The sequence below is a fragment of the Streptococcus sp. 27098_8_75 genome (assembly GCF_041432475.1).
Taxonomy (GTDB): domain Bacteria; phylum Bacillota; class Bacilli; order Lactobacillales; family Streptococcaceae; genus Streptococcus; species Streptococcus gordonii.
On the sequence record NZ_JAPVZR010000001.1, the window covers coordinates 481,755 to 495,273 of the forward strand.

The 13,519-nt window shown below is 42.2% G+C and carries 13 protein-coding genes; 2 read left to right on the forward strand and 11 right to left on the reverse strand.

All coding sequences use genetic code 11. The features are described 5' to 3' along the window. Nucleotides 1-7 precede the first annotated feature (7 nt). From O3640_RS02240 to O3640_RS02270, 7 genes are all read right to left on the reverse strand, one after another. Entirely contained in the window at nucleotides 8-523 is a 516-nt protein-coding gene (locus O3640_RS02240) for a histidine phosphatase family protein (protein WP_045772689.1), read from the reverse strand. 18 nt (nucleotides 524-541) lie between these two features. Then, nucleotides 542-1,000, reverse strand: a complete 459-nt coding sequence (locus O3640_RS02245; protein WP_045772688.1) for an isochorismatase family protein — start codon at nucleotides 998-1,000, stop codon at nucleotides 542-544. 9 nt (nucleotides 1,001-1,009) lie between these two features. Continuing rightward, nucleotides 1,010-1,453, reverse strand: coding sequence for a dUTP diphosphatase (locus O3640_RS02250; protein ID WP_008808193.1), 444 nt, complete (start codon nucleotides 1,451-1,453; stop codon nucleotides 1,010-1,012). 84 nt (nucleotides 1,454-1,537) lie between these two features. Next, nucleotides 1,538-1,987 (reverse strand): 8-oxo-dGTP diphosphatase, encoded by a 450-nt coding sequence (locus tag O3640_RS02255; protein WP_008808192.1) that lies wholly within the window; start codon nucleotides 1,985-1,987, stop codon nucleotides 1,538-1,540. Nucleotides 1,988-2,250: 263 nt separating this feature from the next. Then, a complete protein-coding gene (locus O3640_RS02260; RefSeq protein WP_008808191.1) occupies nucleotides 2,251-2,940 on the reverse strand; it encodes a gamma-glutamyl-gamma-aminobutyrate hydrolase family protein in 690 nt (229 codons plus the stop codon). A 178-nt stretch (nucleotides 2,941-3,118) separates the two neighbouring features. Then, complete coding sequence (locus O3640_RS02265) at nucleotides 3,119-4,888, reverse strand: ABC transporter ATP-binding protein (protein ID WP_045772687.1); 1,770 nt, start codon at nucleotides 4,886-4,888, stop codon at nucleotides 3,119-3,121. Between the two features lies 1 nt (nucleotide 4,889). Next, on the reverse strand, nucleotides 4,890-6,596 hold the full coding sequence (locus O3640_RS02270) for an ABC transporter ATP-binding protein (protein ID WP_046164876.1): 1,707 nt from the start codon (nucleotides 6,594-6,596) through the stop codon (nucleotides 4,890-4,892). 195 nt (nucleotides 6,597-6,791) lie between these two features. Here O3640_RS02270 and O3640_RS02275 point away from each other — a divergent pair, with 195 nt between their 5' ends. After that, nucleotides 6,792-7,808 carry an NAD(P)H-dependent glycerol-3-phosphate dehydrogenase gene (locus tag O3640_RS02275; RefSeq protein WP_045505249.1) on the forward strand — a complete coding sequence of 339 codons (1,017 nt, stop codon included), beginning with the start codon at nucleotides 6,792-6,794 and terminating at the stop codon, nucleotides 7,806-7,808. 29 nt (nucleotides 7,809-7,837) lie between these two features. Next, nucleotides 7,838-8,746: a UTP--glucose-1-phosphate uridylyltransferase GalU gene (galU, locus tag O3640_RS02280; RefSeq protein WP_053794244.1), complete on the forward strand. Its 909-nt coding sequence runs from the start codon at nucleotides 7,838-7,840 to the stop codon at nucleotides 8,744-8,746. Nucleotides 8,747-8,860: 114 nt separating this feature from the next. Here the strand turns inward: galU and abpB are convergent, their stop codons facing one another. The 4 genes from abpB to O3640_RS02300 form a co-directional block, all read right to left on the reverse strand. Then, the gene (gene abpB, locus O3640_RS02285; RefSeq protein ID WP_053794245.1) at nucleotides 8,861-10,819 is read right to left on the reverse strand and encodes a C69 family dipeptidase AbpB; all 1,959 of its coding nucleotides are present in this window, start codon (nucleotides 10,817-10,819) and stop codon (nucleotides 8,861-8,863) included. 312 nt (nucleotides 10,820-11,131) lie between these two features. Next, nucleotides 11,132-11,815 carry a rhomboid family intramembrane serine protease gene (locus O3640_RS02290; RefSeq protein WP_125396788.1) on the reverse strand — a complete coding sequence of 228 codons (684 nt, stop codon included), beginning with the start codon at nucleotides 11,813-11,815 and terminating at the stop codon, nucleotides 11,132-11,134. Further along, nucleotides 11,796-12,335, reverse strand: a complete 540-nt coding sequence (locus O3640_RS02295) for a 5-formyltetrahydrofolate cyclo-ligase (protein ID WP_048775952.1) — start codon at nucleotides 12,333-12,335, stop codon at nucleotides 11,796-11,798. The genes O3640_RS02290 and O3640_RS02295 overlap by 20 nt, the downstream gene beginning before the upstream one ends. 19 nt (nucleotides 12,336-12,354) lie before the next feature. Beyond that, complete coding sequence (locus O3640_RS02300; RefSeq protein ID WP_195321527.1) at nucleotides 12,355-13,488, reverse strand: N-acetyldiaminopimelate deacetylase; 1,134 nt, start codon at nucleotides 13,486-13,488, stop codon at nucleotides 12,355-12,357. Nucleotides 13,489-13,519 lie beyond the last annotated feature (31 nt).

Here is a 13,519-nt window from a genome sequence, read left to right on the forward strand (position 1 = left end):
ATCTCCTTTATATTTCTAATTCACATTCAATAAACTGGCAAAAATCAATCTGCTGATCAGCTACAAACTGGCGGATGAGCATGCGATGAGCTACAAGAGCTATCGTCTCGTAGTCTCTGTATTTGCTTAAGGCACGAAAAAAGCGGGCTTTCATCTGCTCAGCCGTTTCATACCGGACAGGACTTCCTGCAGGAAGAGAACCATTATTTTCAAAAAATAACTTCCGAGCCTGCTCAAACTTTTCTGTCCCACTCTCATATACCTGCCATTCATGCAGCAAAGGCTCCACAAAAAGCGATAGTTGGCGGTTTCGAATCAGATAGGAAGCCGTCTCCAAAGCCCGCGTCAAAGAAGAGGAGATCATAATTTCCGCTTGTTCCAGCAAAGGATTAGCAGTGGCCTCTGTCGCCATCCGACGACCAGCAGCCGACAAGGGAGCCAAATCTAGTCCAAAGCCAGTATAACCAGCCTCTTCCAAAAGTGAATAATCTGGCTCTCCGTGGCGGATAAAAATGATTTTCATGCTAATATCCTCATAAAGCTATCTAATCTTGATTCCGCAATCTTGCCATTGCTTCAGTGTTTTAGAAAATTTCTTCTGGTGGGCAACTCCGACAACGGACAAATCGACAGAAACCTGATAATTCTCCTTGACAGCTGCCAAAACGGAAGCCTTGACACAGCCATTGCCATCTACCCCTATAAACTCTAAGCTTTTAGCACCAGTTCCCTCTAAAAACTCTTTTAAATCCGGATTCGTAAAGCAAGAAGCCCGACGCTTCTCAAAGATGCGAGAAGATATAACCTTCAAGCCGGTCGCAAATTTCTTCTTCCTATCTTTTCTCTCCCAGAAAAAACGGTTGAGAATATAGATAACCCGATTGCTGGGATAACTAGCTATTTTGTCATTGACAGCCGCAGTCAGTGCTTCATTATCATATGCTTTTCCTGCAGCAACATAATCTGACTGCATATCTACAACTAATAAATAGTCTTCCATTTTTTCACTCTATTTCCCTGTCGATCCAAACCCGCCAGTCCGCACGCCATCTGCTTCATCTCCATCCGCAATTAAAAAGGGTGCAAAGACAGCCTGCACGATACGGTCTCCAACTTCAAGGACGACTTCCTGATCTGTGATGTTTTTCATCTGAGCAAAGATATGACCTTCGTTTCCAGGGTTGCCATAGTAGTCGCCATCAATGACCCCCACGGAGTTAATCAAGACCAAGCCTTTTTTGCGAGGATTGGACGAGCGGTCGTAAAGATAAAGTACCTCTCCGGCTTGCATATAGGCCTTGACACCGGTCGGAACTAGCTTAATATCTCCTGGTGCTATGACGGTACGCTCTGCCACTTTCAAGTCGTAGCCAGCTGCGTGAGCCGTCTCTCTCTTGGGTAGCAAATCATCATTTGTAAAGCTGGAAACCAGCTCAAATCCGCGAATTTTCATGCATTTCTCTTTTCTATTTTTACTGCCCCTATTATACTAAATTCGGTAAAAACAAGCAAAAAAACCGCCGATTGGCGATTCTCTCTAGTATAGATCTCTGATAACCTCTCCATTATCCAGATAGGTAAACTGCTCTGTCAAATCTGATGTGAAAACTTGATACATTTCCTTAAAGCTCACAGCCAGCGAGTAGCTGTCAAAATCTTCACGGTTAACCCAGAACACTTCGCCTTCGTCGGATGACACTAGCTCTCCTTCAAAACGATTGGTCTTGTAAAGAAAAACGATGTAGCGCTCATCTTTTTCAGTATAAAACTGCTTGACACCACACAAGCGAGGCTCATAGATAGTCAAACCCGTTTCTTCCTTGATTTCCCGTATCACTGATTTGACAAAGGATTCACGATTTTCAACATGGCCACCTGGAAAGCAAAGGCCGGTCCAATCATCATTTACTTTATTTTGCACTAAAATGCGGTCTCCATCGTAAACCATACACATATTTGTTAAAATAACTCGCTCCGCTCTTGACATCTCTCTTCCTCCATCTACTGACCGATTCGCTTGGCCTACTTGTGACTCATTATAACATAAAAGACATTAAATTACTGAAAATCCAGATTTCTCAGCCTTTCCAGCAAAAAAACCGCCAATTGGGCGGTTCTTATAGGGAGATTATTATGAAAAAGAAAAGTTTTAGGATTTCTAAACAAAGTTAGGAGGTCTTTGTTTATGGTCTTAGTATAAATCTCTTACCTTAAACTTTCCTAAAAGCAAACTGAAAGGTTTAAAAATTTTTATAATTCCTGCAAAAGATAGTGAAATAACTCTAAATTCCCCTTTTCTTCCCCAATCAAAAACTCCGGATGCCATTGAAGCCCAATGATCCGATGGTTATCGATGGACTCGATAGCTTCGATAGTATTGTCTCTTGGGTCAAAAGCCGTCGCGCGAAAATTAGGAGCCAAGTCCTTGATACTTTGACGGTGGACTGAGTTAATCCGACTAGCTTGACCAAATAAACGCTCTACAACACTTCCTTTTTCCGTACGAATCGAATGCGAAGTCCCAAAAGGCTGACCCTGCCAATGATTATCAATCTGCTGGTTTAAAGTACCACCAAAAGCAACATTTACCAGTTGCAGACCACGACAAATTGCCATAACAGGTTTGTTCTGGCGTAAGGCTTCTTTTAAAAGTGCTAATTCAAATTCATCACGGGCGATATTATAATCGTCACTATCAATAGTTTTTTCTTCCCCATAGAATTTTGGATGGACATTCTGCCCACCTGATAAAATCAGCTTGTCTATGGTTTCTACATAATCCTCGACCAGGCTTCTATCGCCAAGAGGAATCACCATTGGCAGACCACCAGCCATTCGTACGCCGTCCACAAACTTTCGTGAAACAGAGGTGTGAATATTTTTTCCGTCTTCATCAACTGGGCAAAGATTGGCCGAAATTCCAACAATTGTTCTGCACATAGGAGACTCCTTTCTCAAGATATACTTTATCTTACCACGACTAGCACTTCTCGTCCAATAAATTTTTTTAAAGCAACTTATAAAAATTTTTTATCAAGTACTTGCTAGAAAGTTTTAAGGAAAAACTCCCGAATGAATTTAAAATTCAAACGAGAGTTGTAAAATATGAATCAATTCTTTACTCAAAGACAAATTGATTATGATAGAGTTCTGAATAGAATCCTCCGAGCTGAAGAAGTTGATGGTGGTCCCCTTGCTCAATCACCTCTCCATCTTTAAGGACGATAATCTGGTCAGCATTGAGGATTGTCTTGAGGCGATGGGCAATGACAAAGCTAGTTCGACCAGCTACAATGGCTTCCATAGCCTGCTGAATCTTGCTCTCTGTTACCGTATCGACATTAGACGTCGCCTCGTCCAAAATCAAGACTTGCGGGTCCGTCAGCAAAGTTCTAGCAATGGAAATCAACTGTTTCTGCCCAGTTGAGAAAATATTCTGGTCATCATCCACCAAGGTATCATATTTGTCTGGCAGACTTTCGATATAGTCATGAATATGTGTCGCACGCGCAGCCGTTTCGACCATTTCCTGACTAGCATCCGGCACACCGAAGCGGATATTGTCCCGAATCGTGCCACTAAAGAGCACCGAATCCTGCAGAACAATCCCCACATGGCTCCGCAGACTGTCCAACTCATAATCTCGAATGTCGCGACCGTCAAACTCAATACTGCCACTATCCACATCGTAAAAGCGATTGAGCAGGTTCATAATGGTCGTCTTACCTGATCCAGTCGGGCCAACAACAGCCGTCATCTTACCCTTAGGAGCAAAGATAGACACGTCTTTGAGGATGGGCTTGCCTTCTACATATGAGAAGTCCACATGCTTGATCTCTACTGAGTCTGTGAGCTCTGTGAAAGCAGGCGCATTCTCTGGTCGGACTTCCTCGGGCGCATCAAACATCTCCTGAATCCGGTCAGCCCCTGTAAAGGCCAACTGCAAACTGCCCCAGCTGGCTGCAATCTGGATGATAGGCTGATAATATTGCTGAGAAAACTGGGCATAAGTCGTAATCAAACCAACTGCAACAGCCGTTTCGACATTAGGGTCGCTCAGTAAGACAGCTGAACCAACAAAAATGACTATGGCTGTATTAATCAGACTCATTCCATTCATGATGGGGAAGAGAAGTCCTGAGAAAGCTCTGCCCTTAAAAGTAGCTGAACGGACTCGATCATTTTGCTCAAGGAAGCCTTTGATGACTTCTTCTTGCATGCCCTGAACAATAACAGCCTTCTGACCGGAAATGGTTTCATCCATATAGGCATTAAGTTGACCAACTTCTTTTTGCTGGAGATTGGTGTACTTTCTAGCTAGTTTAACAATCACGACTAAAACCACAATAGCTAGGGGAGTGCTGGCAACAGTAATCCAAGCCAAGCGAGCATTCTGCCGGAACATGATGATCACAAGGACAAGGTAGAGAAGAATATTGCTTAAAACTTGAATCATACTTTCGTTCAAGGCCTGAAGAATATTGTCCAAGTCACTGGTAAAGCGTGACAAGATATCCCCGTCCTGATGACGATCAAAAAAGGATACGGTTAATTTAGCTAGTTTTCCAAAGAGACCCTTGCGCATCTCATTGGTCGAATGCGAAATCACTCGGCTCATCAAAACCATATAAATCAAGCTAGAAATTGACAGACAGAGAAAGGTTAGAAACAGCTTGGTCATAAGGGATGCAAAAGCAGCTAAAAGCTGATTTTTTTCTCCGCCATTAGCCAAGGCATTGCCTAATTCAACTAGATGTTGAACAGCCTGACCAACATAAATCGGAAAGAGCACTTGTAAAATAGTGGAAGCTATCATCATCACGATCACAATGATAAAAGATAATGTATAGTCTTTAAAATATTGCCAGAAAAATTTTACAGTCCGCATCTTAATCCTCCTTTCCTTTCTGTGTCTCGTAGATCTCACGGTAAACTTCATTTGTTGCGACTAGCTCTTTATGCGTTCCTTGTCCGATTAAACGGCCTTGGTCTAAGACCAAAATCTTATCTGCATGGACAACCGAGCTAATCTTTTGGGCAATGACAATGGTGGTTGTGCCCTTCAAATCTTTGTTTAAGGCTTCTTGAACCAATTTTTCTGATTTGGCATCTAAAGCTGAGGTCGAATCATCTAAAATTAGGATCTTGGGATGGTTGACGACTCCACGCGCAATGGACATCCTTTGCTTCTGGCCACCTGAGAAGTTATTCCCACGTTCTTCTACCTGACTATCAAAGCTATCCGCCATACGGCCGATAAACTCACTGGCTTGGGCAATTCCTGCTGCCCATTCCATCTCGGGTAGGGAAGCATCGAGTTTGCCTTGGCGAAGATTGTCCGCAATGGTCCCGCTAAAAAGAATAGCCCGTTGCAAGACAATGGAAACATTTTTACGAAGACTTCCCTGACTGACTTCTCGTAGATCCTTACCGCCAATTGAAATAGAACCTTCCTGAGGGTCAAAAAGACGGGGAATCAACTGAGCCAAGGTAGACTTACCAGCACCCGTTGCACCGACAACGCCAACCATCTGCCCCGGAGCAACTTCAAAACTAATATCTTTTAGAATTGGGCTTTCATCTGTTGGATAGGTAAAGGTCACATGATCAAAACGAATACTGCCTTCTAAGTCTTCATCTGCTATATCTGGGAAGGTCATTGCAGGCTCTGTATCTAAAACCTCATTGAGACGTCTCATTGATATAATAGCCCGCGTCACACCATTTCCTAAAAAGCCAACCATGATAATGGTAAAGATAATTTGATTCAAGTAGCCAATGAAAGAAGCAATCGAACTGACCACTCCCGCGTCTGTAGCAACCATGCCTGATAAGGTCCAAATTGCCAGATAAATAGCCCCGTAACCGACAAACATCATCATTGGTTCAACAATTGAAAAAGCGTAACCGATAAATAGATTTTGATCCAAGAGCTCATCAGAAACCTGACTGAACTTATCAAATTGTGCCCTTTCTTGCACAAAGGACTTCACCACCCGAACTCCTCGAAGATTTTCTTTGGCAATGGCGTTCATGCGCTCTAATAAGATTTGAAATTTTTGAAAGCGCGGCCCCATAAGCCCCATCATCATAGCTGTCAGTCCAGCTACAAGTAAAATTAGAAGGGCAATAATCCACCAGAGTTCTGGAACAGTCACGATGGCCAAGACAACCGAACCAATGAATAGGATTGGCAGGCGAAGCAAGATTTGAAACATCATCATAACCAGATTTTGAATTTGATTAATATCATTGGTCATCCGAACAACCAGATTTCCGGCATTGAACTGCTCAATATTGGCATAAGAGAAAGTCTGGATCTTTCGAAAAGTCTTCTCCCGCAAATCAGATGACACCGCTTGGGCGATATAAGCTGCTGTCGTTACATTAATACCACCAGCAAGCAAGCCAACAATCCCCATACCAATCAGCCAAGCCCCGGCTTGATAAATAGCTTTACTATCACTCATCTGCAAAGCATCCAGGACCTGCTTAAGGAGCCAAGGTTGCAACAGCGAACTAGCAATCATCAAGCCAGTCATTACAATCGAACACACAACAAACCACTTGTACTTTAATAAGGTTTTTACAAACATCATCTTCCCTCTACTAGTTTTCTCTTTTTCCTTCGTTTTCTTACTATATCACAGAAAAAATCAATGTCAAGCTTATTTAACTTAGCTTTAAAATGACTATAAGAAAATGAGAACATTTAAGCTTGAAAACGATTTTTTTCTTTTAATATGATAGAATAGAGTAGAATACTCTAGTTAGAAATGGAAATAAGAAAGATGGATAAACAACGAGTTGCTGTGATTGGCCCTGGCTCTTGGGGTACAGCTTTGTCACAAGTGCTAAATGATAATGGTCACGAAGTACGTATTTGGGGTAACATTGCTGAACAGATTGATGAAATCAACCAAGCGCATACAAACACACGTTATTTTAAAGATACTGTCCTCGATGAAAAAATCAAAGCCTACCACAGTCTAGCAGAAGCCTTAGATGGTGCTGATGCGGTTCTATTTGTGGTGCCAACCAAGGTCACAAGACTGGTAGCAAAACAAGTCGCTCAAATCCTAGACCACAAGGTTAAGGTTATGCATGCTTCCAAAGGTTTGGAACCCGACAGCCATGAACGTATTTCTACAATCTTAGAAGAGGAAATCCCGAGTGAATTGCGTAGTGAAATTGTCGTTGTTTCAGGTCCTAGCCATGCTGAGGAAACCATTGTTCGCGATATCACTCTCATTACAGCAGCTTCTAAGGACCTAGAAGCTGCCAAATATGTACAGAAACTTTTCAGCAACCACTATTTCCGCCTCTATACCAATACAGATGTGGTTGGAGTCGAGACGGCAGGTGCCCTTAAAAATATTATCGCCGTCGGAGCTGGGGCTCTACACGGCCTAGGCTATGGCGACAATGCCAAGGCTGCCATTATCACGCGTGGACTGGCTGAAATCACTCGCTTAGGAGTGAAACTTGGCGCTAGTCCTTTGACCTATAGCGGTTTATCTGGAGTTGGTGACCTTATTGTTACCGGAACTTCTATCCACTCTCGCAACTGGCGAGCTGGGGATGCTCTTGGACGTGGAGAAAAATTAGCGGATATTGAAGCTAACATGGGCATGGTGATTGAAGGAATTTCCACCACCAAGGCTGCTTATGAATTGGCTCAGGAATTGGATGTCTATATGCCTATTACCCAAGCCATTTATAAAGTCATTTATCAAGACCATGACATAAAAGAGGCTATCTTCGAAATCATGAACAATGAATTCAAGGCCGAGAACGAATGGTCATAACCAAATCTGCATTTAGAAGGGATTTACTAATGTCAAAAGTTAAGAAAGCTGTCATTCCAGCAGCTGGCCTTGGAACTCGTTTCCTACCTGCTACTAAGGCGCTTGCTAAAGAAATGTTACCTATCGTGGACAAGCCTACCATTCAATTTATTGTCGAAGAAGCTCTCAAGTCTGGAATTGAAGATATTTTAGTCGTAACTGGTAAGTCAAAACGTTCGATTGAAGACCACTTCGACTCCAACTTTGAGCTTGAATACAACCTCAAAGAAAAAGGCAAAGATGACCTTTTGAAATTAGTTGATGAAACAACCGGTATTGGCCTGCACTTCATTCGACAAAGTCATCCGCGTGGGCTGGGAGATGCTGTGCTTCAAGCTAAGGCTTTTGTCGGCAACGAACCTTTTGTTGTCATGTTAGGAGATGACCTTATGGATATCACTAATGATAAAGCTATGCCACTTACCAAACAGCTGATGAACGACTATGAAGCAACTCATGCTTCTACAATTGCTGTTATGCAGGTCCCTCATGAAGAAGTTTCTTCATATGGTGTCATCGCTCCGCAAGGCGAAGGTCTTAATGGACTTTATAGTGTCGAAAAATTTGTTGAAAAACCAAGTCCGGAGGAAGCTCCAAGTGATTTGGCAATCATTGGTCGCTATCTGCTGACTCCAGAAATTTTTAAAATCTTGGAAAATCAAGCTCCTGGTGCTGGAAATGAAATCCAACTGACAGATGCCATTGATACTCTTAACAAGACCCAGCGCGTATTTGCCCGTGAATTTAAGGGGGATCGCTACGATGTTGGTGACAAGTTTGGCTTCATGAAAACATCTATCGATTACGCTCTCAAACATCCGCAGGTCAAAGATGATTTGGAACAATATATTATTGAACTTGGTAAAAAGCTAGAAGAGAAAACTAAAAAGCAAAACTAAGAATGAATTAAGACCGATTGGTCTCATGCCTTTTCTATTACCAAAAATACAAAAACCCCTAGATTTAACTAGGTGTTTTCTTATATCCAATGACTGGCTTTCTCAACAGAAAAATTAGTTTCCGTTAGAGAATGTCCCAATATTCTTGAAATCTTTTCCGCCTTCATAATTTCCTGCAAAACCAAAGCGGTTGTTTGGATTGCCTTCTGCATTGGCAACTGTTGTTTGTGGAGCTTGACTTGGCTCTTGAGAAGCTTGGCTTTGTACCTGAGGAGCTTCAGCGCGAGTAGATGTTTGTCCGAATACTTGCACATTTGCTGTAGCTGCATAGCCAAAACGATTGTTTGGATTCCCTTCTGCATTAGCAGGAATGTCATGAGTTGGAGGTGCTGCAACATAGTATTCAGCAGGAAGTACATTTTTATTTACTTCTTCAGTTGCTTTTGGTTTTTCTGGAGTTTTTGGAGTATCTGGTTTTTCAGGTGTTGATGGGTCTTGTTTATCATCTGGTTGTGAAGCGCGATAAGGATCAGACTTACGTCCAGCAGCTTCTAATTGTTTTTCCATCAACTTTTCATAGTCCTTGAAGTGTTGGAAAAGACGATCTGATAAATCAAGTGCATCTTTTGTCACTTTGTGTTCAGCAGCTTTAGCAGCTTCTGGTTGGTCTTTCAGTGAATAATACTCAATATCCTTCTTCTCTTGATCAATGATAAATTGTTTTTCAAGCATCTTCCAATGATCTTGAACAGTCTTACCGAAAATATCTTGGTTCTTAATAGCCATTTGGTCAATATGCCATACTGTCCAGTACCATGAGTTTGGATCATAAGTAGCAGTTTGAGGTTTAAAGGCTTGATAAGTATCTTGAACGTTACCATAGAAAGGTACATATGGTGTGTTACGTGATGGTCCTAAACCGAGCCATACTTTACCACCAAAAGATTTTGGCAACTTCGGATCAATTTGATAAACATGGGCATCGATAACATTTTCATTACCAAGAGCATATTTGTATTGATCTTTCCGAACAGCATCATTTGCACCATTGTCGCCTTGCTTCTTGACCCCAATTTGATCATCAGGTATAAAACGACCATTCAAGTGTTCAAAGCGGTTCCGTTGCAAAGCAAAGGCATCTTCAAGAGTAAATTTCTTGTTTGGATCAGTTGGAGAGCGGAAGAGTTCATACTCATCATCTTCATAAGTAATTTTAGATTTAGGATCAAGAAGTGTAATTCCTGCATATGTACGAGAACGATCCCCTTCTGCGTATTTTTCAGGTCCATATGATTTAGCAATGTGGAAATTACCATCTTTATCTGTCTTGTAGTTTCCTGCTTCTTGGGCTACTTTTTCTACATCTTTAGAAGCAATAACATTTTCTTTGTCATTCAAATCGACATGGCCAAGGTAATAGGTGTTAGCAAAAACAGCGTATTTATCTTCTGGCACCTTCACTGCTACATATTGGTGACCAGATAAGATTTCCATGTACCAAGTTTCTTTTTGGTCTGCAACAACAACAGTATTTCCTTCAGCGGATCCCTTTTCTTCGATGACTTTTGCAAGTAGCTCAATTGCTTCACGAGCTGATTTTGCACGAGGCAAAATAACATCCAGCATAGCAGCTTCTGGAAGACCATCTGCTTTAAGAGGGTCTTTTGCAAGTACTTTTTTATTTGGAATTGCTGTAACTGTAGATGTCATTGAAACACCTGCTTCATTAAAGCCATGTTCCCCGAAAGCACCGTTACTACCATCGCCACGAGCAGAATCATAAGTTGCAGTATATTTCATTTCGTTGGCAGCATGTGGATAAGTGAAACCATTAGATTCATCTACGATCTGGTCACCTTCCTTATAATTCTTTCCTTCCACAACAACATAGTTCTTATTGTGTTTCCCACCATTGGGATAGTAAGGATAGTCTTCCGTACGGCCAAACATGGTTGAACCGTCAGCTGTCAACTGGCGACCAAAAATAAAACCACAACAAGCTTGAACCGCTTGGATAGGCAACATGAGGATTGCCATCACAGCAATGACAACTTTGAATGTTAACTTCTTCATCGCTAACTCCTTTTTATTTTTTTTGAAAGTCCTAGACTCCCTATATTTACAACCATAGTATACTCCTTTAACTTCGTATTTGCAAGCGCTTTCAAAATTGTTTATTTATACGTTTTACAGATGTAAAACAGGGAAAACATACACCTATAAATTTAGACATTTTAGAAATTTACTAATTTATTTTTGCTAGAACTGAATAAGAGTCCATTTTATAAAATATTGATACATCAAATGATTAGAATTTCACATTTTATCAAAAGTTATAATTATAAAAAAACACCGCTATTTAAAGCGGTACTTAGCTTGATTTTCTTAAAAAATTGGTCTTTGAAAAGTCATAAAAATCAAAATGGCTGCTAATCCCAGATAGACTATTAGGGCTAAAAATCTTTGTGGCTTACTAAATGCATTGCGTTCGCCTGAAACTGGTAGAATCACCGCACCTAAAGCTCCACCAACAAGACCACCTAAGTGACCAGAAAGACTGATTCCTGGTAAGAAACTCATGATTAGATTGACAGCCAGTAGGCTCATATAGGATTGCCCCAACTGCTGAAGATAGTAGTTTCGTGTGGCATAGCGCAGAACGACGACTGACGCAAAGAGACCAAAAAGCGATGTAGAGGCTCCTGCAGCCAGACTGTTTGGTGAAAAATATACGACGAATAGATTCCCCATCACCCCAGACATGAGATAGAGCAATAAGAATTTCCATGGTCCGAAAATATCTTCTATCTGACGGCCAAGGAAATACAGAGTGAGCATATTGACCACAAAATGCTCTAAACCAATATGGACAAAAATAGCAGCAAAAACTCGCCAAAACTCTATAGGTATCTCTTGGATTGTATAGCCATGTACTGCCCCAAAGCGATACAAGGCTTCCGTACTACTATATTGGAAACCGTAGAAAAGAAACATTAAAGCAAAGACAAGGCTCGTTATGATCAATAAAATACTTGTCACTGGGTAGTTTCTATCGTAGATTTGTTTCATATATGATTAACTCCTTTACCGAGACATCATGCAGATCCGGTTTAAAATTCGCTAGCTGAATTTGATAAAGCGTACTGACACTAGCACCAGAAAAATCAGCCAGATAACGGTCATAGTAGCCACCGCCGTAACCGATCCGAAATCCTTGAGAATTGAAGACCACACCTGGCACATGAATCAGATCAATTTCTGTCTTATCCACAGCCTCTTCACTTATCGGCTCCATAAGACCAAAGGAGCTTTTTTGTAGGCGACTTTCATCATAATCAACAAATATCATCCGCCCCTGGCCATAGGTTTTGGGTACTAAAACCCGCTTGCCGTCCAACTGAGCCTGCTTGATAAAGTCTGCGGTAGAGACTTCATGTGGCATAGAAAGATAAGTTGCGATGACTTTAGCTTCTTGATAAGCTCTTGACTGGAGCATGTGCTGGGTCAGCCAGCCATCTGCCTGCTCTTTTTCTTTTTCTGAAAGACTCTTCATCTGGTTCAGTACAGTTTGTCTCAGCTCTTTTTTCATGCAACGCGTTCCTCTTTTCTTATCTGTCATTGACTTTATAATCTAGGAATTTCCCAATCTTTTCAATAGCAAAGGGCAGTGCCGCCTCATCCGGTGTCATCTTTGGATGATGAAGGGCATAGGGACTGTCCACTCCTAGCCAGAACATGACGCCCTTGACCTTGCTGAGTAGATAGCCGAAGTCCTCACCTGTCATCGCCGGAGCAATATCAATCAGCTCCACTCCGTCTTCCTTCTGGAAAAAGTCCATCAGTTCACCTGCCAGATCAGGATGATTTTCTACAGGCAGATAACCACCTTGCTTGAGCTCCAAGTCCAATTCCAGACCGAAACCTTGGGCTATGCCCTCTGCTATTTCTCGTAAGCGTTTCTGGGTCAAGAGGTTCATCTCCTGAGTCAGAGTCCGAATGGTACCATGCAAAAAGGCCGTTTCTGCGATGACATTGTTGGTTGTGCCAGCATGGAGCGAACCAAAGGTTACAACCGCTCCCTCGATAGGATCGACATTGCGGCTGACGATGGTCTGCACTTGGGTGATGAAGTAGCTAGCCGCCACCAAAGCATCATTGGCTTCATGAGGAAAAGCAGCATGACCGCCCTTCCCTCTAAAGGTCAGCTTGACTTCACAGGTACCAGCAAAGAGGGTTCCTCTGTTAGTGGCAATATCACCAACTTTGAGATCCGGTCGCACATGGAGGCCATAAAACTCATCTGGCAGCCAATCGCCAAAAGCATCGTCTTCATACATGAGCATTCCGCCAGCTTCATTTTCCTCAGCAGGCTGAAAGAGAAAAAGCAGATTGTGGGTAGGCTGAGCGCTCAAAGCTTGCTCCAGCAGACCTAGAGCGACCGTCATGTGCATATCGTGTCCGCAGGCATGCATTCGGCCTTCATGGGTACTAGCAAAGTCCAGACCTGTCTCCTCGACAATCGGAAGACCATCAATATCTGTCCGCCAGCCAATCGTCTTATCCGGTGAACTGCCCTTGATAAAGACCAAAATACCAGTTCGCCAAGTTCGGATTTCCACAAAGTCTAGACCTGCTGTCAGTCCATCAATGACCTGCATGAGGTAAGCATGAGTCTTGTATTCTTCCAGACCGATCTCTGGTATTTGGTGTAAATCTCGGCGAATTTTTAGATAATCAAGCATTGTTTCTTTCCTTTATTGTCTTGTCAAACCA

What these genes read in the sequence shown, in the direction of transcription:
- O3640_RS02240 (WP_045772689.1), bottom strand. Translation starts at nt 523, where the DNA reads ATGAAAATCATTTTTATCCGCCACGGAGAGCCAGATTATTCACTTTTG.
- O3640_RS02245 (WP_045772688.1), bottom strand. Translation starts at nt 1,000, where the DNA reads ATGGAAGACTATTTATTAGTTGTAGATATGCAGTCAGATTATGTTGCT.
- O3640_RS02250 (WP_008808193.1), bottom strand. Translation starts at nt 1,453, where the DNA reads ATGAAAATTCGCGGATTTGAGCTGGTTTCCAGCTTTACAAATGATGAT.
- O3640_RS02255 (WP_008808192.1), bottom strand. Translation starts at nt 1,987, where the DNA reads ATGTCAAGAGCGGAGCGAGTTATTTTAACAAATATGTGTATGGTTTAC.
- O3640_RS02260 (WP_008808191.1), bottom strand. Translation starts at nt 2,940, where the DNA reads ATGTGCAGAACAATTGTTGGAATTTCGGCCAATCTTTGCCCAGTTGAT.
- O3640_RS02265 (WP_045772687.1), bottom strand. Translation starts at nt 4,888, where the DNA reads ATGCGGACTGTAAAATTTTTCTGGCAATATTTTAAAGACTATACATTA.
- O3640_RS02270 (WP_046164876.1), bottom strand. Translation starts at nt 6,596, where the DNA reads ATGTTTGTAAAAACCTTATTAAAGTACAAGTGGTTTGTTGTGTGTTCG.
- O3640_RS02275 (WP_045505249.1), top strand. Translation starts at nt 6,792, where the DNA reads ATGGATAAACAACGAGTTGCTGTGATTGGCCCTGGCTCTTGGGGTACA.
- galU (WP_053794244.1), top strand. Translation starts at nt 7,838, where the DNA reads ATGTCAAAAGTTAAGAAAGCTGTCATTCCAGCAGCTGGCCTTGGAACT.
- abpB (WP_053794245.1), bottom strand. Translation starts at nt 10,819, where the DNA reads ATGAAGAAGTTAACATTCAAAGTTGTCATTGCTGTGATGGCAATCCTC.
- O3640_RS02290 (WP_125396788.1), bottom strand. Translation starts at nt 11,815, where the DNA reads ATGAAACAAATCTACGATAGAAACTACCCAGTGACAAGTATTTTATTG.
- O3640_RS02295 (WP_048775952.1), bottom strand. Translation starts at nt 12,335, where the DNA reads ATGAAAAAAGAGCTGAGACAAACTGTACTGAACCAGATGAAGAGTCTT.
- O3640_RS02300 (WP_195321527.1), bottom strand. Translation starts at nt 13,488, where the DNA reads ATGCTTGATTATCTAAAAATTCGCCGAGATTTACACCAAATACCAGAG.